This window comes from Dongshaea marina (genome assembly GCF_003072645.1).
GTDB classification, from domain to species: domain Bacteria; phylum Pseudomonadota; class Gammaproteobacteria; order Enterobacterales; family Aeromonadaceae; genus Dongshaea; species Dongshaea marina.
In genome coordinates, this window is record NZ_CP028897.1 from 2,481,556 (window position 1) to 2,495,444 (window position 13,889).

The following is a 13,889-nucleotide window of genomic DNA, read 5'->3' on the forward strand; positions in this document are numbered from 1 at the left end:
TACAATATGCCCCCGTAAAATAAAACAGGAGAGCGCTATGCATACTCGTTTGCAGCAGGCGTTACAACAACTTCCTGAAAATCTGCAGTCCGCTGTGCAGCCTATGTTGCAAGATGGATTTAATGCTACTTTCTCAGCAGCTCAGGTGGCAGAGCTCAAACAATCGACCGGATTGGATGATCCCCAGCTGCAGCTTGCCCTTTTGCCCCTCGCTGCGGCGTTTGCCGTTGTTCCTATCTCAAACTTTCAGGTCGGCGCGATCGCCCGTGGTAAAACAGGTTCCCTTTACCTGGGTGCCAACTTCGAGTTCTCGGGGAATGGCCTGTTCCATTCGATCCACGCAGAGCAATCAGCGATCTCAAACGCCTGGTCTCACAATGAAACCGGCCTGAGAGATGTGACGGTCACGGCCACACCTTGTGGCCATTGCCGACAGTTTATGAATGAACTGACGACGGCTCAAACCATGGAGATCCTGCTGCCTGATGATCAGAGTAAGCTTCAGGCATTTCTGCCCCACTCCTTCGGCCCGGCCGATCTGGGGATGACCGATGGTCTGATGACACCGATGAATCATCACCTGGCGATCGACTCTGAAGACCCGTTAGCAAAAGCTGCTCTTGAGGAAGCAAACAGAAGCTATGCCCCCTACACCAAGGGCTTTGCGGCGATCGCTCTGGAGTTTGCCGATGGCTCTGTCTACTGTGGTCGCTACGCTGAGAATGCAGCCTTTAACCCGAGTCTGCCACCAATGCAGATGGCGTGTAACCTGGCAAATCTCCACCATGCCGATCTCTCAACCATCAAGCGTGCCCTGCTGGTGGAAAATGAGAGAGGGATGATTAGCCAGCAAGACTCGGCTCAATCTGCCCTTTCAGCCCTGAGCTCTTTGTCCCTGGAAGTCATCAAGGCTTCATGACTCTGATAACAGGGCCGCGCATATAGCGGTCCTGTATCGGTTTTATGGTAGAATCCCTGGCTTAGTACGGTTTTCATATCGATAGGTCTGATACATTGGGTTCCACCATTCAATTTCCAGAGAATTTTACAACCGAGCTCCAGGCTGTCATGCCGGAGGGGCTTGATTTTAATGATTTTATTGAATCCTGCCAGCGCCCGTTGCGTCGCAGCATCCGCATCAACACCCTTAAAACAGATGTCGCGAGTTTTCTGACTCATGCCAAAAACAAGGGTTGGCAACTAACCCCTATCCCCTGGTGCCGAGAGGGTTTCTGGATTGAGAGGGATGAGCAGGATACCATGCCTCTGGGCAATACCTCTGAGTACTTAAGTGGTCTGTTTTACATCCAGGAAGCAAGCTCCATGCTCCCGGTATCGGCCCTGACCCTGGATCCGGCCCCCAACATGGAGCGTGTGCTGGATGCCGCCGCGGCGCCCGGCTCTAAGACGACCCAGCTCGCCGCCGTGATGAATAACCAGGGGCTGCTGGTGGCAAACGAATTTTCGGCCAGCCGCATCAAGGGGCTCTACTCGAATGTGCAGCGCTGTGGTGTCACCAATGTTGCCCTGACCCACTTTGATGCATCTGTGTTTGGTGGCTGGCTCCCCGAAGCCTTTGATGCCATTTTGCTTGATGCCCCCTGCTCCGGTGAGGGGACCATACGTAAAGATCCGGATGCATTGAAAAACTGGAGCCTTGAGCACCTCGATGAGATCGCCTCGATTCAAAAAAAACTGATCGATAGTGCCTTCCGCGCCCTCAAGGCAGGTGGTGTGATGATCTATTCCACCTGCACCCTGAATCACAGGGAGAACCAACAGGTCTGCCAATACCTCAAAGATAAATATCCTGAGGCCGTTGAGTTTGAGTCCCTGACCCATCTGTTTGACGATGCGCAAAGGGCTGCGACCCCCGAGGGCTACCTGCATGTCTGGCCGCAGATATTTGATAGTGAAGGGTTCTTCATCGCCAGGATCCGCAAAACGACAAATGTGATCTCTCACGATCTGCCGGTCAAGCGCTTGGGTAAGTTCCCCTTTAGCCCCCTGCCAAAAAAAGAGCTGGAGCCACTGCAAAGCTATCTTAAGTCTCAGTTCGGGATAGAGATGGATAAGGCAGGCTGGTATCAGCGGGATCAGGAGATCTGGCGCTTTCCGGTTGCCATCGAGCCGCTGATCGGAGAGATCCGCTTTGACCGGATCGGCATCAAGGTCGCCGAGAAGTTTAAGAAGGGTTACCGCCTGACCCATGAGTGGGCGATGGCATTTGGTGATCGGGCCGAGAGATCTGTGGTTGAGCTCCCCCGGGAGTTAGCGGTTGAGTACTGCATGGGCCGGGATGTGCGACCACAGCTGGATCCGGGGAAAGCGGAAGTGCTGGTCACCTACCAGGGGGCAACCCTGGGACTGGCCAAATGGGTTGGCAACCGCCTAAAGAACCAGCTACCCCGGGAGCTGGTTCGCGACCAGAACCTGTTTTAGCCTCAAGCCCTGCCCAGGCTGGCATTTGAGTGAGTTTCAGCTACGCTTTAGGCATAGGATACTTAGCGCACGGCTCACTATGAGCCATTCCCCTAGGCCAGGTACATCGGAATTAGTACCTGGCTTTTTTTGCCCAAAATTTGCGCTCAGCTGTTTTCGACCCGCTAACCAAGAGATTCTTCCTGCTCCTCACTCATGACCTCTTGCTGGCTCTCGCTCAGATTTGAGTTAAGCTCTTGCTGATAGAGAAGCTCAATCCCCTGCTCAATCAAAGAGGCCTGGCTGTCCTCAAGGTGCTCTGCCAACAATCGTAATTTTTGTTGGTATTCGAGGCCGATCCAGCACTGCAAACGAAACGCCCTGTCTTTTTTACGCTCAACATGGAGCCGTTGGCGCTCGGCATCGCTTTTGGGAGATAAATTCTGGTTAGTCATGGTTGCTCCGGTTAATCAAATAATCCGGATGCGGCATGGTTTTCAAATTTTTCTTTCTCATCAAAATACTCTTTGAGGGTACGAATATCCTTATGTCGGGAGACCTCGGTGATCTTATTGAGCGGCTTGCCCGCCAAAACAGATGAGGTGATAAAACCGCGGCGCAAACTGTGTCCTGAGAAATCACCGTCCGGGAAAATCTCCCGGCAGTGCTGCTTGATGATCCGATTGATCCCCTGCTCTCCAAGCCTTGCCTTGCTCAGGGTCTGCCAGCGACTGGCGCGGCGAAACAGTGGCCCCTTGAAGATCCTGGCCTGTTGCAGATAATTTCTGATTGCCATTACCGGGCAGAAACTACCACCGGCGATGATCGCGATTTCACTAGCTACCAGCTGGTGTTTGCTGGGTTTGATCCGCATGCGGATCCCGCGACTCTCAAATGCCAGATCCTCAATATCCAATCGGGAGGCCTCAGAGCGACGCAAGGCCCCATAGAACATCAGGATCAGCAGTGCATAATCGCGCATTCCGATACTCGAACTCAGATCGATTTGACTGAGCACCTGCCTGAGTTTTTGGCTGGTCAGGGCATCCTTTTTCAGTACCGAGGTGTCGCCAAGGCGCACAATACCGCGCATCATCTCTTTAACTTCCGGATGCTCCGTCGGCAGCGGAAACACTCCCTTTTTTTTAAGAGCATGGCGGATCCCGGCCAAGCGGCGAACTAAAGTGCTGGGCTTGCGTGGAGTACCATCTGTCAGCTCACCTAACTCCTTCTCACGATCAACCCATTTCCAATGGGATAAGTTACCCGTAGCCTGATCTGCAATAAAATTCATAACTACTTCATGAGTAACAGTTAATGGGGAGCATTTTTTAATATTACACCACTCTAAAAATATCCTAACGTCGCTTCTATATGCATCTAGAGTTGAGTCTGACTTTGATGCTCTCAGGAAAAATTGAGCCTGATCTGATAGCTGAGGTTCAAAAAAATGATCAATACCATGAATTTCTTTTTTACTTGGAGCAGAGGGACTCATAAGAAAATTTCGACTCAATTGGAACATATTCTTATATTACAACATTTAATATCGATAATGAATATTATCGGTATTAAATAAGGAGAAGTTTTTGAGTTATTTTTGCAATTCACTTGCAGATGGAATAACAAATTTATAAATGAGAAAAACTGGGAATCGTTATCCCTCCCCCTCTCAACGTGAGAGATAACGATTGTTGATCATGTTTTATTGAGGGTGATTACTCCGGAGAATTCAAAAAATCTGAGGCCAGTTGCTCAGCTTCCCGGATATCCTCGGTAAAGATAAATTTCGCATTCATCTGCTCAGAGAGCTTCTTAACCATCCCGGCAAACATCTCATGAATTTTGGAGTTGATGACATAGATAGAGACCAGGCATTGGTGCTCCTGCCCCCAGCGGATCAGCTCTGCGAGCAACGCTCCACACTCTACCCCTGCCAACTCGAAGCAACGGATATCATTGACTCTTACCCAGGGCTTGTGAGATATGGGTATCACCTTCTCTTTGAACTCCTCGAAAAAAAGCTCCGTTTGTTCCAAATTCCATTGCCCTTCACAGATACACCATACCTGCTGATCGATGATCCGGATCTCGTGTTCCCCGTGATTTTTAAAGGAGCTTGTCATCAGATGCCTCTCATTAAAGGGAGCTATTTATCAGGTTAATCATTGCTTTCTATCCTGTCCAATACAAAACGTTACAAGGTAACGCTATTCTCTTTGCCACTGTTTTGTTCTGAGGATATCTTCGAGGTAAAGATCGATCGTTTCAGACAAGGAGCAGCCCTCAAGTTCCGCAAGCAGAGACAGGGTGATATATGAAGGGCGTTTGAGAGTGATCTGAACATCATCACGACAACTGGTTTTTCTTGCCCTGGCGACCCGCAGGGAGGTTTTTAGTTTTCGCCACTGCTCAGAGTTAAGGTGCTTTTCACACCAGAGCGTCAGCTGCTCCGCCGCCAGGGGCCGCAATCGATTATATTCACTACGCCACTGCTCGGATCCCATTTCCAGATCTTTACTCAGAGCCGGCCCCCGAAAAGCCTGCTCTTTGAATAAGGGCGCAAGCTCCTCTTCGAATAGCCCGCGAGCTCCCCAGAATTTTTCAGCCCGCTCTCCCCTCTGAGTTCTGTCCAGATAGAGCTTGGCCTGAAAATAGTCATCACCGCCGATACGAAATTTGGGCTTAGCCATCTCTTCCCTTGAATGCGTTACATTGTAACCTTTAATATATCAGAATAATCCGGGGTCATATGAGTAGTTTTTTTAGCGCTATCATCTTTAGTCCTCAGGTATTTTTTGATAGCTTAGCAAGCACAACTTTATGAAAGACCTGAGAACATCATGAGAATATTGCACACCATGCTACGCGTTGGCGATCTGGACAGATCCATTCATTTCTATACCGAGCTTCTCGGCATGAAGCTGCTTCGAAAAAATGATAATGAATCCTATCGATACACTCTTGCCTTTGTCGGTTATGGAGATGAATCATCTGAAGCTGTCCTGGAGCTCACCTATAACTGGGATCAGGACAAGTACGATCTGGGGACGGCCTACGGACACATAGCAATAGAGTCTGAAGATATTTACCAACAGTGTGAGCAGATCAAGGAGGCCGGAGGCAAGATAACCCGCGAGCCCGGGCCGGTACTTGGCGGCAGCACAGTGATCGCATTTGTCGAAGATCCCGACGGCTATAAGATTGAGCTCATTGCCAAAAAAGATGCGGCGCAGGGATTGGGTAGCTAGAACCTTTGTCAGATAAGCCCCTCATCATCTCGATGGATCAAAAAAGGCCACAGTGGTGGCCTTTTGGATTTAAATTTGCCTGGTTAGATCAGGGTATCGGCCTCGATTGAGATCACAACACGACGGTTCTTCGCCCGATCCAGCACATTATCATTGGGGGCGATGTGATGCTTCTCACCATACCCATGCACCTTGATCTTACTGGCATCCACCCCATTGTTTACAAAAAAGTTTTTGACCGACTCGGCACGCTTTTTAGAAAGTTTAAGGTTAAGGTGCCGACCGCCGTAGCTGTCACTATAGCCACTGACCAGCATCACCCGAATATTCGGCGCAGCCTGAAGGTAATCACCGATCATCTGTAGTCGTTGTGCCGAATGTGGAGTGAGCTGGGCGCTATTTTTTCGATAATTGAGCACAGTAAATTGAATGTCTTTGAAAGAATAAGGAAGGAGCCTCGACACACAATCTAAAAATGCATTGTACTTAGTGTGAAAGCGCACCGAAGACAGCGAAACTTCGCTCCACTGCTCCGAGCGATACCAGTCACGGAATACAAACGAGGGATAGAGACCCGAATCCAGCGCTTCAAGCATCTGCCAGGAGGCCTCTCCGGAGACAGAGCCATCGAACTGCCGGTAGAAATTGATGGTTGCAAAGCGCTCTCCCGGGTCGCCCGGACGCCAACTGGGCGGCGAGGCTCTGAGAAGGGCCGTTTGACTTTGGGGGTGTTGACGTTTACCGACTAGTTTGAAGGAGAGATTTATCTTTTTGTTCGCCTCGCTGACAAATACCCCCTTGCCCCAGCGCGGGATCGGATGCTCCAGCTGGCAACGAAGCGCGGTATCTGAACTCAGACGCCATTGCGAATTCTCTATGGGAGCGCTGTACTGACGGTATTGGGCCCCGGCACTACAGGATAACAACACTCCCGCAGCAAAGGCTGCAACAGGGATCGGTTTCAAAACGGCTCTCCGGTGACGGACGTATCACACTCTAGATCGGCTGCCATCAATGTAACTTTAGCCTGAATTGAGGATTTTAGCTTGTCTTCAATTTCTGAGATAATGCTCGCTTCGACAGCCTTTAATGAAGAGTTTATGAATCAGACAATAGAGCCAAGCCATCTCCTCAAGGAACGCTTTCGTGGTTATTTTCCCGTGGTTATCGATGTTGAAACAGCAGGTTTTAACGCATCGACCGATGCGCTGCTGGAGATCGCCGCGACAACGCTGAAGATGGATGAGTCTGGCCGACTGATGATAGATGAAACCGTTCATCATCACGTGGCCCCTTTTGAGGGAGCCAACCTGGAAAAATCAGCCCTTGAGTTTACCGGTATCGACCCCTATAACCCCCTGCGCGGCGCTGTAACCGAGAAAGAAGCTCTGAGTGGGATCTATAAGGTAGTCAGGAAAAAATTAAAACTTAGTGGCTGCCATCGGGCGGTGATGGTCGCCCACAATGCATCCTTTGATCATGGCTTTGTGATGGCGGCCTCTCAACGAGCCGGGATAAAACGAAACCCCTTCCACCCTTTTGCAACCTTTGATACGGCGGCCCTGTCAGGTTTAGCCTTAGGGCAAACCGTGCTGGCGAAAGCATGCCGGACCGCGGCCATCGAGTTTGATAATAAAGAGGCGCACTCTGCACTCTATGATACGGAAAAAACCGCCGAGCTCTTTTGCTGGATCGTCAATCGCTGGAAATCTTTGGGGGGCTGGCCCGTCGTAGCCGACCACCAGGAATAACCATTCCCCAGAAAAAAGCCCTCGATAACGAGGGCTTTTATTTAGGTTCAGTTAACGTTCCAAATATTGAATCATCAAACATCAAACATCAAACATCAAACATCAAACATCAAACATCAACAGAGCCTGGCTCCCTTAACTGGTAGCTGCTAACGGCTCTGGAGCATTAACTCTCCTGAGGATGCTTCTGAGCAGTTTCGTTGAGCAGGGTCTGCAGCTCACCCTGTTGGAACATCTCAATAATGATGTCACAGCCACCGACCAGCTCCCCTTCAACCCATAACTGGGGGAAGGTTGGCCATTCGGCATATTTTGGTAGTTCGGCCCGGATATCAGGATGCTGAAGAATATCAACATAAGCGAAAGGATGGTTACAGGACATGATCGCCTGAACGGCCTGGGCAGAGAATCCACAGCTTGGAAACTTGGGCGAACCTTTCATATACAGGATGACAGGGTTTTCGCCGATCTGTTGTTTAATCTTTTCGATAGTATCCATTGATTTCCTCACCGCAGCAGTATCATAGCTTAGGTTGTATAGATTGATTAAAATTGATCCAGATCATTGCCTGAATCGGAAAAATATTGTAACGCAGTTTGGGTTCTTGATACAATGCCACGGCACGTTAACACGACTCTAATAATCTACAACTGTTTGTTGTCTCAAGAAAGGGATAAATCCCTCTTTTGAGCGATTCGTACATGGAGAATAGTAATGGCGTTTGAACTTCCTGCACTGCCTTATGAAAAAACCGCTCTGGAACCACATATCTCGGCAGAAACCCTTGAATATCATCACGGTAAGCATCACAACACCTATGTGGTTAAACTCAACGGCCTGATCGAAGGCACCGAGTTTGCGGCTAAGTCTCTGGAAGAGATCGTAAAAAGCTCCAGCGGTGGCATCTTTAACAATGCCGCTCAAGTCTGGAATCACACCTTTTACTGGAACTGCCTGGCACCGAATGCTGGTGGTGAGCCTACAGGCGCCGTTGCTGATGCGATCGCGACTGCTTTTGGTTCTTTTGCAGACTTCAAGGCCAAGTTCACTGACTCCGCTGTCAATAACTTCGGCTCCGGCTGGACCTGGCTGGTGAAAAAAGCCGACGGTTCACTGGCGATCGTCAATACCAGCAATGCGGCAACCCCGCTAACCGATGGTGACACCCCACTGCTGACCGTCGATGTCTGGGAGCACGCCTACTACATCGATTATCGTAATGTTCGCCCGAACTACATGGATGGCTTCTGGGCGCTGGTCAACTGGGATTTCGTTGCGAAAAACCTGGCTGGCTAACCTCTGAATCTTTTGCGAGATACCAAAACACCTTCCCAATGGAAGGTGTTTTTTTATATGCCCAGAATAAGATTTTGTTAACTATTTCTGACATAGAGAACTCTTGTTTGAGCTTAACGCGCTCGGGGGATAAAAAAGGAGGTCGTGTTTCACATCTGTTGTTGATGTCTGATTTCACGTCTCACCAACAGGGTGTGTATCCGTCCATGGAACCCCTGTGACCAGTTAGCTCGTTATCTCTGATATCATCGGTTTCGAAGAGCTACCTGAGCCTGACAAGCGATGCCAACAACGCACCACTAACAGTAGCGTTGCGATGACAAATCCAAGCGCAAAGCCGATGCGTAACCCAACCGGGCCCTCATGGAGTCTGAAGGCAACCAGGTAGGCCATCGGCAGCGAAAAGCCCCACAGGCAGAACACCCCAATCCACATCGGAGCCTTGGAGTCATGCAGTCCCCGAAGCGCACCGGATAACAGGTTGCGCATGCCATCGATCAGCATGGCCACAGCCGCGACGGCAAATAACAGAACTGCCAGCGAGACTACGGCGGCGTTGCCCGGCTGGTGAACATCGATATAGATACCGATAAACAGATGCGGCTCATAGAGAAACAGTGCGATCACTATGGCAAAAAAACTCAGCAGCAGGATAAACCCAGCCTTGATGTAGTTTCGGATCAGCGGGTAATCTCCAGCGCCATAGGCTTCACTGATCACAACAGAGATCGCCTGAGACAGTCCAAGGGTGATCATCACCGCCAGCATGGTGTATTGGGAAACGATCTGGGTGGCAGCCAGGGCAGTGACCCCGAACAACCCCATCATGTAGGTTGAGACCGTCATCGCCCCCAGCTCGCCGCCAAACTGGATCCCGATAGGCAGTCCAATCACCAACAGTTTTTTACAATGCTCCCAGCTCGGGGCAAAGGGAGCCTTGAAGATCCCAAAGCCGCGCATCGAAGGTGAGTAGTGGATATAGAGCAACATGATGATGCAGTAAAGGATCTGCACCACCAGGGTTGCTGCAGAGATCCCGGCCAGCTTCATCGGCTCCCCTCCTCCGTAGCCCAGAATCAAAGGATAAAAGAGGATGATGATCAGTGGCAGGCGAACTGCAGATGCGATCAGGGTAATTTGTGGTCTGCCAATTCCGATAAAAAACTGTGAGATCACCAGGCCAAACAGAGTCGGAATTAAAGATAGTGCTGCATAATGAAGATAACCACGGGCCCTATCGATCAGAACCTGTGATTGACCAAAGAGCTGGAGGATCGTGTCGCCATGGTAGATCAACAGGGCGCAGGGAATTCCCAGCCCCAGTGCGACCCAAAAGCCATTTTTGACCCAGGTTCCAACCTGGTCATTACTATGCTTCTGCCCCCTGCTATGTCCCACCAGGATCCCGACAGAATATAGCGTGGTGCTGGAAACCGTCATGATGGTAATGAAGGTTGCAACCCCCAGCGAGCCTGCTGCGAGTTCCACTTTACCATAGCGGGCAACCAGCAACATTCCAACAAAGTTAGCCGCCATGTTAAGCAGTGCCATACCTATGATAGGCAATGCAAAACGGCCCAGTTTACCTGTGCTGGCCATTAAGTTGTGGTTATCAGCCGCCATTGAGCAACTCCAGAGCTTCGTCAATCCATTTGAGTTGGGCCTGGGTAAAATGGACCCCGGCCTTGAGAGTGAGATAGCGGCTTAGCCGTTCGCCTTTAAGCTCGCTCGCTTCAAGCTCTTGTTGACAACGTCGCTGAGTGCGAAGCCGTTGCTGCACCCGCAGCCGAAATACCTGAAGATGTTCTACTGTGACACTGGGATCGACATTAAAACCAAAGAAGACTTTGAGCATCAGCTCATTTCTGGGATTAAAAATAACCGGCTCCTCCAGCAACCATTCATGTAGCTGCTCACGGCCCGCGTCAGTGATCTGATATATTTTTTTGAGCCTGGAGCCCTGGGTTTTACGCTCCTCGCAACTCACCATTCCTTCACTGAGAAGCCGCTTAAGCTCTGGATAGATAGAGCTATCACTCTCATGCCAGAAATACTCTGTGGTGTTTTCCATGGTTTTCTTGATGTCATAACCGCTGGCGGCTCCCCGGCTGAGAGTTCCCAGGATTGCGTAGCGAGTGCGTTTCTCTTTTGCCATGCTGAGGGTCTGTGGATGATAGATAAGACATCATAAACATATATCATAATGATGTATATAGATGATAGTAAGATGGGATCAGGTTGGATAATCATCGAGAGAGGTAATTTTTGGCGGATCTTAGTTACGGGCTATCCTGCTCTGGGAGAGGTGGCTTCCGTTCTGTTGAGCGAGAGGTATGGATACTATGAGATCAGGGATGATAGTCGATGCGTTGAATCTTAATGGGTAGGTCCACCCGGTGCCCACACTCACTTCTGGCAAGAGCTCCGGCATGTAATTCGCTATTTAATACACAATCTCAATCAATATTTACGTGAGCAGTGCCGACTTAACGACGAGGTGAATCCGCTGCCTTCTCCCCCGGGTCTTCGGTAAAGCCGAAGCGCTGGAGGATCTTTTCGTAGCTGCCATCGCGGATCATCATGCCCAGGCCCCGGTTAAAGTCATCAATAAACTGCTCTGAGCGTGGTAGATCTTTTCCAGCCATAAGATAAAGGGGCTTGCGCCCGAGCAGAGGCTTGATGAATATGAACTTCTGATCGATGGCTTGACGCATCCGGTTTCTCTCATAGTTAAACACCCCATGGGCCATCACCACCATATCCACACGCTTCTTGAAAAGCTTCCTGACATTGAGGATCTGGTTGGTAGCCTCCTCTTTATGAAGAAATGTGGCTTTGTCGAACGCTTCACTGTTTGCCCAGCCCCGGCTAACGCCTATGGTGTAGGGCTTTAGATCTTCCAGACTACGAAAATGGGTGACCCCCAGAGATTTGAGGGCGATCAGACCCACTTTTATCTCATAAAAGGGATGGCTATAAATAAAACGTTTTGCTCGCTCTTCGCTATAATATGCGCCCATGACTACATCCGATGTTCCGATCTCTCCCTCCTGCATAGCTCTCTTCCATGGAATAAAGCGGATGCTGGTCTTATGGCCCACCCTTGAGTAAGCTTCTCGAACTAAGGCTGTGATCACTCCATCCTCATCCAGCTCTTCGCTATAATAGGGGGCCCAGTTGGTGGTCACCATGGAGATGGTTCTGGCCTCACACAAGCCGGATATCAGCACTGCAGAGAGTAGCAAGCAGTTCAGCTTAGGGTGAAACAAATCCATACAGGGCTCCTTTTCATAGCTTATTGGTCACATCTCTTTTCATTGCTTTACCGCAAAGCCAAAACGCTCCAGGATCTTCTGATAACGACCATCTTTGATGATTCTCTTCAAACCCAGGTTAAAATCATCGATCAACTCTTGTGAATGATTAAGACGCCGGGATGACATCATAAATAGCTGTTTTTTATCCAGGAGAGGCTGAATAAAAACGGTCGGCTGCTTAAATTTTTTAGCCATCCGGTTTCTCTCATAGTTAAACACCCCATGGGCCATCACCACCATATCGACTCTTTTTCTAAAAAGCTTCCTGACATTGAGGATCTGGTTAGTGGCCTCCTCTTTTTTGAGATACCGGGCATCATCAAAAGACTCACTGTTGGCCCAGCCCCGCCCGATACCTATAGTATAGGGCTTGAGATCTTCGAGGTTTTCATAGTGTGTAACTCCCAGCGACTTAAGAGCAATTAGCCCCAGCCTGATCTCGTAAAAGGGCTCACTGTAGATAAACCTTGTGGCACGCTCGGCGGTATAGTAAGCACCCATCAGGAGATCTGCCCGCCCCATTTCTGCCTCCTGCAGAGCACGCATCCAGGGAACGAAGCGAAATCTGGCCTGATGTCCGCTGACCTCAAGTGCCGTCCTCACCAATTCGGAAATGACACCGTCATTCGCCAGCTCACTGCCATAATAGGGGGCCCAATCCGAAGACACGATCTGCAACTCTCTGGCGGAGCTATCATGGATGCTCCATGTTCCCAGCATTAGGCAGAATAATAAATTAAGAGCACTTTTTTTCATTTTATAGTCCCGGCTTGACTAACGTTTGCGCCCTTCGCTTTCAACTAACTTGGAGGTGAAGCCAAAACGTTCCAGGATCTTCTGATAGCTACCATCGCGCATCATCTGGCCTAACCCCTTGTTAAAGTCATCAATCAGCTGCTGAGATTGAGGGTTACTCTTTGAAGCGATCAGATAAAGCGGCTTTCGATCCAGTAGTGGCTCGACGAACACTGTAGGCTCGATCATCTTTTTGGGCATCTTGCTTTTCTCGTAATTAAATACCCCGTGAGACATCACAATCATATCGACCCTATGTTTAAACAGCTTTCGCACGTTGAGGATCTGATTAGAAGCGACCTCTTTTTGTAAATAAGCAGCACGATCAAAGAGCTCGCTGTTTGCAAACCCTCTGTTGACCCCAATGGTATACTTCGTAAGATCTTCAAGTTTACGGTAATGGGTGACTCCCAAAGACCTCAGTGCGATTAATCCGACTTTAATCTCATAAAAGGGATGACTGTAGATAAAGATCTTATCGCGCTCCCGTGTATAGTAGGCACCCATCAAAATATCTGAGACCCCGGCTTCAGCCTCTTTAACCGCACGCTTCCAGGGAACATAACGGACCTCAGATTTTCGACCGGATTTCTCGAAAGCTGTTTTTACCAAGACAGTGATCACTCCCCCTTCATCGAGTTCAGAGCCAAAGTAGGGAGCCCAGTCCGTGGTCACCATGCTGACGGTTTTTACCGGGGAGGTGAAAGCGCTGAAGGTAAAAAGGCAAAATATCAATGCCAAGACCCAAGACATCCTGTGGCAATCCATGTGCAGAAACCTAAGCGGATAGCGTTGATCTTAAGTGTTGCTCAGATCCGGTTTTTTTCCCAATCTCAATGATTGTGACTCCCCCGATCTTACGGATTAAGTAATAATCGGAACGGGGCGGATCTGAATCTCAGCAGAGCCTAACTCGGCCACCCGATACGGGCTCGCAGGAAAAATCAAATCGCAGCATCATCTTCAGCTGGATGCCATTGAAGTCATCCATCAGGGATCCAGGGAGATCCAGATCTTTACCTGCAGCTATACAGCTCTTTACTCACTAAGGCGGCGT

The 13,889-nt window shown here is 49.6% G+C and carries 16 protein-coding genes; 5 read left to right on the forward strand and 11 right to left on the reverse strand.

The window, feature by feature from the left end; genetic code table 11:
• Nucleotides 1-37 precede the first annotated feature (37 nt).
• On the forward strand, nucleotides 38-919 hold the full coding sequence (gene cdd, locus DB847_RS11930; RefSeq protein WP_108650900.1) for a cytidine deaminase: 882 nt from the start codon (nucleotides 38-40) through the stop codon (nucleotides 917-919).
• Between the two features lie 95 nt (nucleotides 920-1,014).
• The gene (rsmF, locus tag DB847_RS11935; RefSeq protein WP_108650903.1) at nucleotides 1,015-2,442 is read left to right on the forward strand and encodes a 16S rRNA (cytosine(1407)-C(5))-methyltransferase RsmF; all 1,428 of its coding nucleotides are present in this window, start codon (nucleotides 1,015-1,017) and stop codon (nucleotides 2,440-2,442) included.
• 164 nt (nucleotides 2,443-2,606) lie between these two features.
• On the opposite strand, the gene DB847_RS11940 is transcribed toward rsmF, so the two are convergent.
• The 4 genes from DB847_RS11940 to DB847_RS11955 all read right to left on the reverse strand — a co-directional run bounded on the left by DB847_RS11940 (nucleotide 2,607) and on the right by DB847_RS11955 (nucleotide 5,114).
• The gene (locus DB847_RS11940) at nucleotides 2,607-2,876 is read right to left on the reverse strand and encodes a hypothetical protein (RefSeq protein WP_108650906.1); all 270 of its coding nucleotides are present in this window, start codon (nucleotides 2,874-2,876) and stop codon (nucleotides 2,607-2,609) included.
• Between the two features lie 11 nt (nucleotides 2,877-2,887).
• Nucleotides 2,888-3,715: a site-specific integrase gene (locus tag DB847_RS11945; RefSeq protein WP_234418572.1), complete on the reverse strand. Its 828-nt coding sequence runs from the start codon at nucleotides 3,713-3,715 to the stop codon at nucleotides 2,888-2,890.
• 424 nt (nucleotides 3,716-4,139) lie between these two features.
• Complete coding sequence (locus DB847_RS11950) at nucleotides 4,140-4,547, reverse strand: hypothetical protein (RefSeq protein WP_108650910.1); 408 nt, start codon at nucleotides 4,545-4,547, stop codon at nucleotides 4,140-4,142.
• Nucleotides 4,548-4,631: 84 nt separating this feature from the next.
• A complete protein-coding gene (locus DB847_RS11955) occupies nucleotides 4,632-5,114 on the reverse strand; it encodes a hypothetical protein (RefSeq protein ID WP_108650912.1) in 483 nt (160 codons plus the stop codon).
• Between the two features lie 150 nt (nucleotides 5,115-5,264).
• Between DB847_RS11955 and gloA the strand changes: the two genes are divergently transcribed.
• Nucleotides 5,265-5,672: a lactoylglutathione lyase gene (gene gloA / locus DB847_RS11960; RefSeq protein ID WP_108650915.1), complete on the forward strand. Its 408-nt coding sequence runs from the start codon at nucleotides 5,265-5,267 to the stop codon at nucleotides 5,670-5,672.
• Between the two features lie 83 nt (nucleotides 5,673-5,755).
• Here gloA and DB847_RS11965 read toward each other — a convergent pair whose 3' ends face one another.
• Nucleotides 5,756-6,637: a flagellar protein MotY gene (locus tag DB847_RS11965; RefSeq protein ID WP_234418573.1), complete on the reverse strand. Its 882-nt coding sequence runs from the start codon at nucleotides 6,635-6,637 to the stop codon at nucleotides 5,756-5,758.
• A 135-nt stretch (nucleotides 6,638-6,772) separates the two neighbouring features.
• Here DB847_RS11965 and rnt point away from each other — a divergent pair, with 135 nt between their 5' ends.
• Complete coding sequence (gene rnt / locus DB847_RS11970) at nucleotides 6,773-7,423, forward strand: ribonuclease T (RefSeq protein ID WP_199911814.1); 651 nt, start codon at nucleotides 6,773-6,775, stop codon at nucleotides 7,421-7,423.
• A 166-nt stretch (nucleotides 7,424-7,589) separates the two neighbouring features.
• Here the strand turns inward: rnt and DB847_RS11975 are convergent, their stop codons facing one another.
• Complete coding sequence (locus tag DB847_RS11975) at nucleotides 7,590-7,922, reverse strand: Grx4 family monothiol glutaredoxin (protein ID WP_108650918.1); 333 nt, start codon at nucleotides 7,920-7,922, stop codon at nucleotides 7,590-7,592.
• Nucleotides 7,923-8,138: 216 nt separating this feature from the next.
• Between DB847_RS11975 and sodB the strand changes: the two genes are divergently transcribed.
• Nucleotides 8,139-8,720 carry a superoxide dismutase [Fe] gene (gene sodB, locus DB847_RS11980; protein WP_108650920.1) on the forward strand — a complete coding sequence of 194 codons (582 nt, stop codon included), beginning with the start codon at nucleotides 8,139-8,141 and terminating at the stop codon, nucleotides 8,718-8,720.
• Between the two features lie 225 nt (nucleotides 8,721-8,945).
• Here the strand turns inward: sodB and DB847_RS11985 are convergent, their stop codons facing one another.
• The 5 genes from DB847_RS11985 to DB847_RS12005 all read right to left on the reverse strand — a co-directional run bounded on the left by DB847_RS11985 (nucleotide 8,946) and on the right by DB847_RS12005 (nucleotide 13,585).
• Nucleotides 8,946-10,343 (reverse strand): MATE family efflux transporter, encoded by a 1,398-nt coding sequence (locus tag DB847_RS11985; protein ID WP_108650922.1) that lies wholly within the window; start codon nucleotides 10,341-10,343, stop codon nucleotides 8,946-8,948.
• On the reverse strand, nucleotides 10,333-10,875 hold the full coding sequence (locus DB847_RS11990) for a PadR family transcriptional regulator (protein ID WP_108650923.1): 543 nt from the start codon (nucleotides 10,873-10,875) through the stop codon (nucleotides 10,333-10,335). Before DB847_RS11990 ends, DB847_RS11985 begins: the two co-directional genes overlap by 11 nt.
• Nucleotides 10,876-11,206: 331 nt before the next feature.
• A complete protein-coding gene (locus DB847_RS11995; RefSeq protein WP_199911815.1) occupies nucleotides 11,207-11,995 on the reverse strand; it encodes a substrate-binding periplasmic protein in 789 nt (262 codons plus the stop codon).
• 39 nt (nucleotides 11,996-12,034) lie between these two features.
• Entirely contained in the window at nucleotides 12,035-12,793 is a 759-nt protein-coding gene (locus DB847_RS12000) for a substrate-binding periplasmic protein (protein WP_108650925.1), read from the reverse strand.
• An 18-nt stretch (nucleotides 12,794-12,811) separates the two neighbouring features.
• The gene (locus tag DB847_RS12005) at nucleotides 12,812-13,585 is read right to left on the reverse strand and encodes a substrate-binding periplasmic protein (RefSeq protein WP_159084572.1); all 774 of its coding nucleotides are present in this window, start codon (nucleotides 13,583-13,585) and stop codon (nucleotides 12,812-12,814) included.
• Nucleotides 13,586-13,889: the final 304 nt, after the last annotated feature.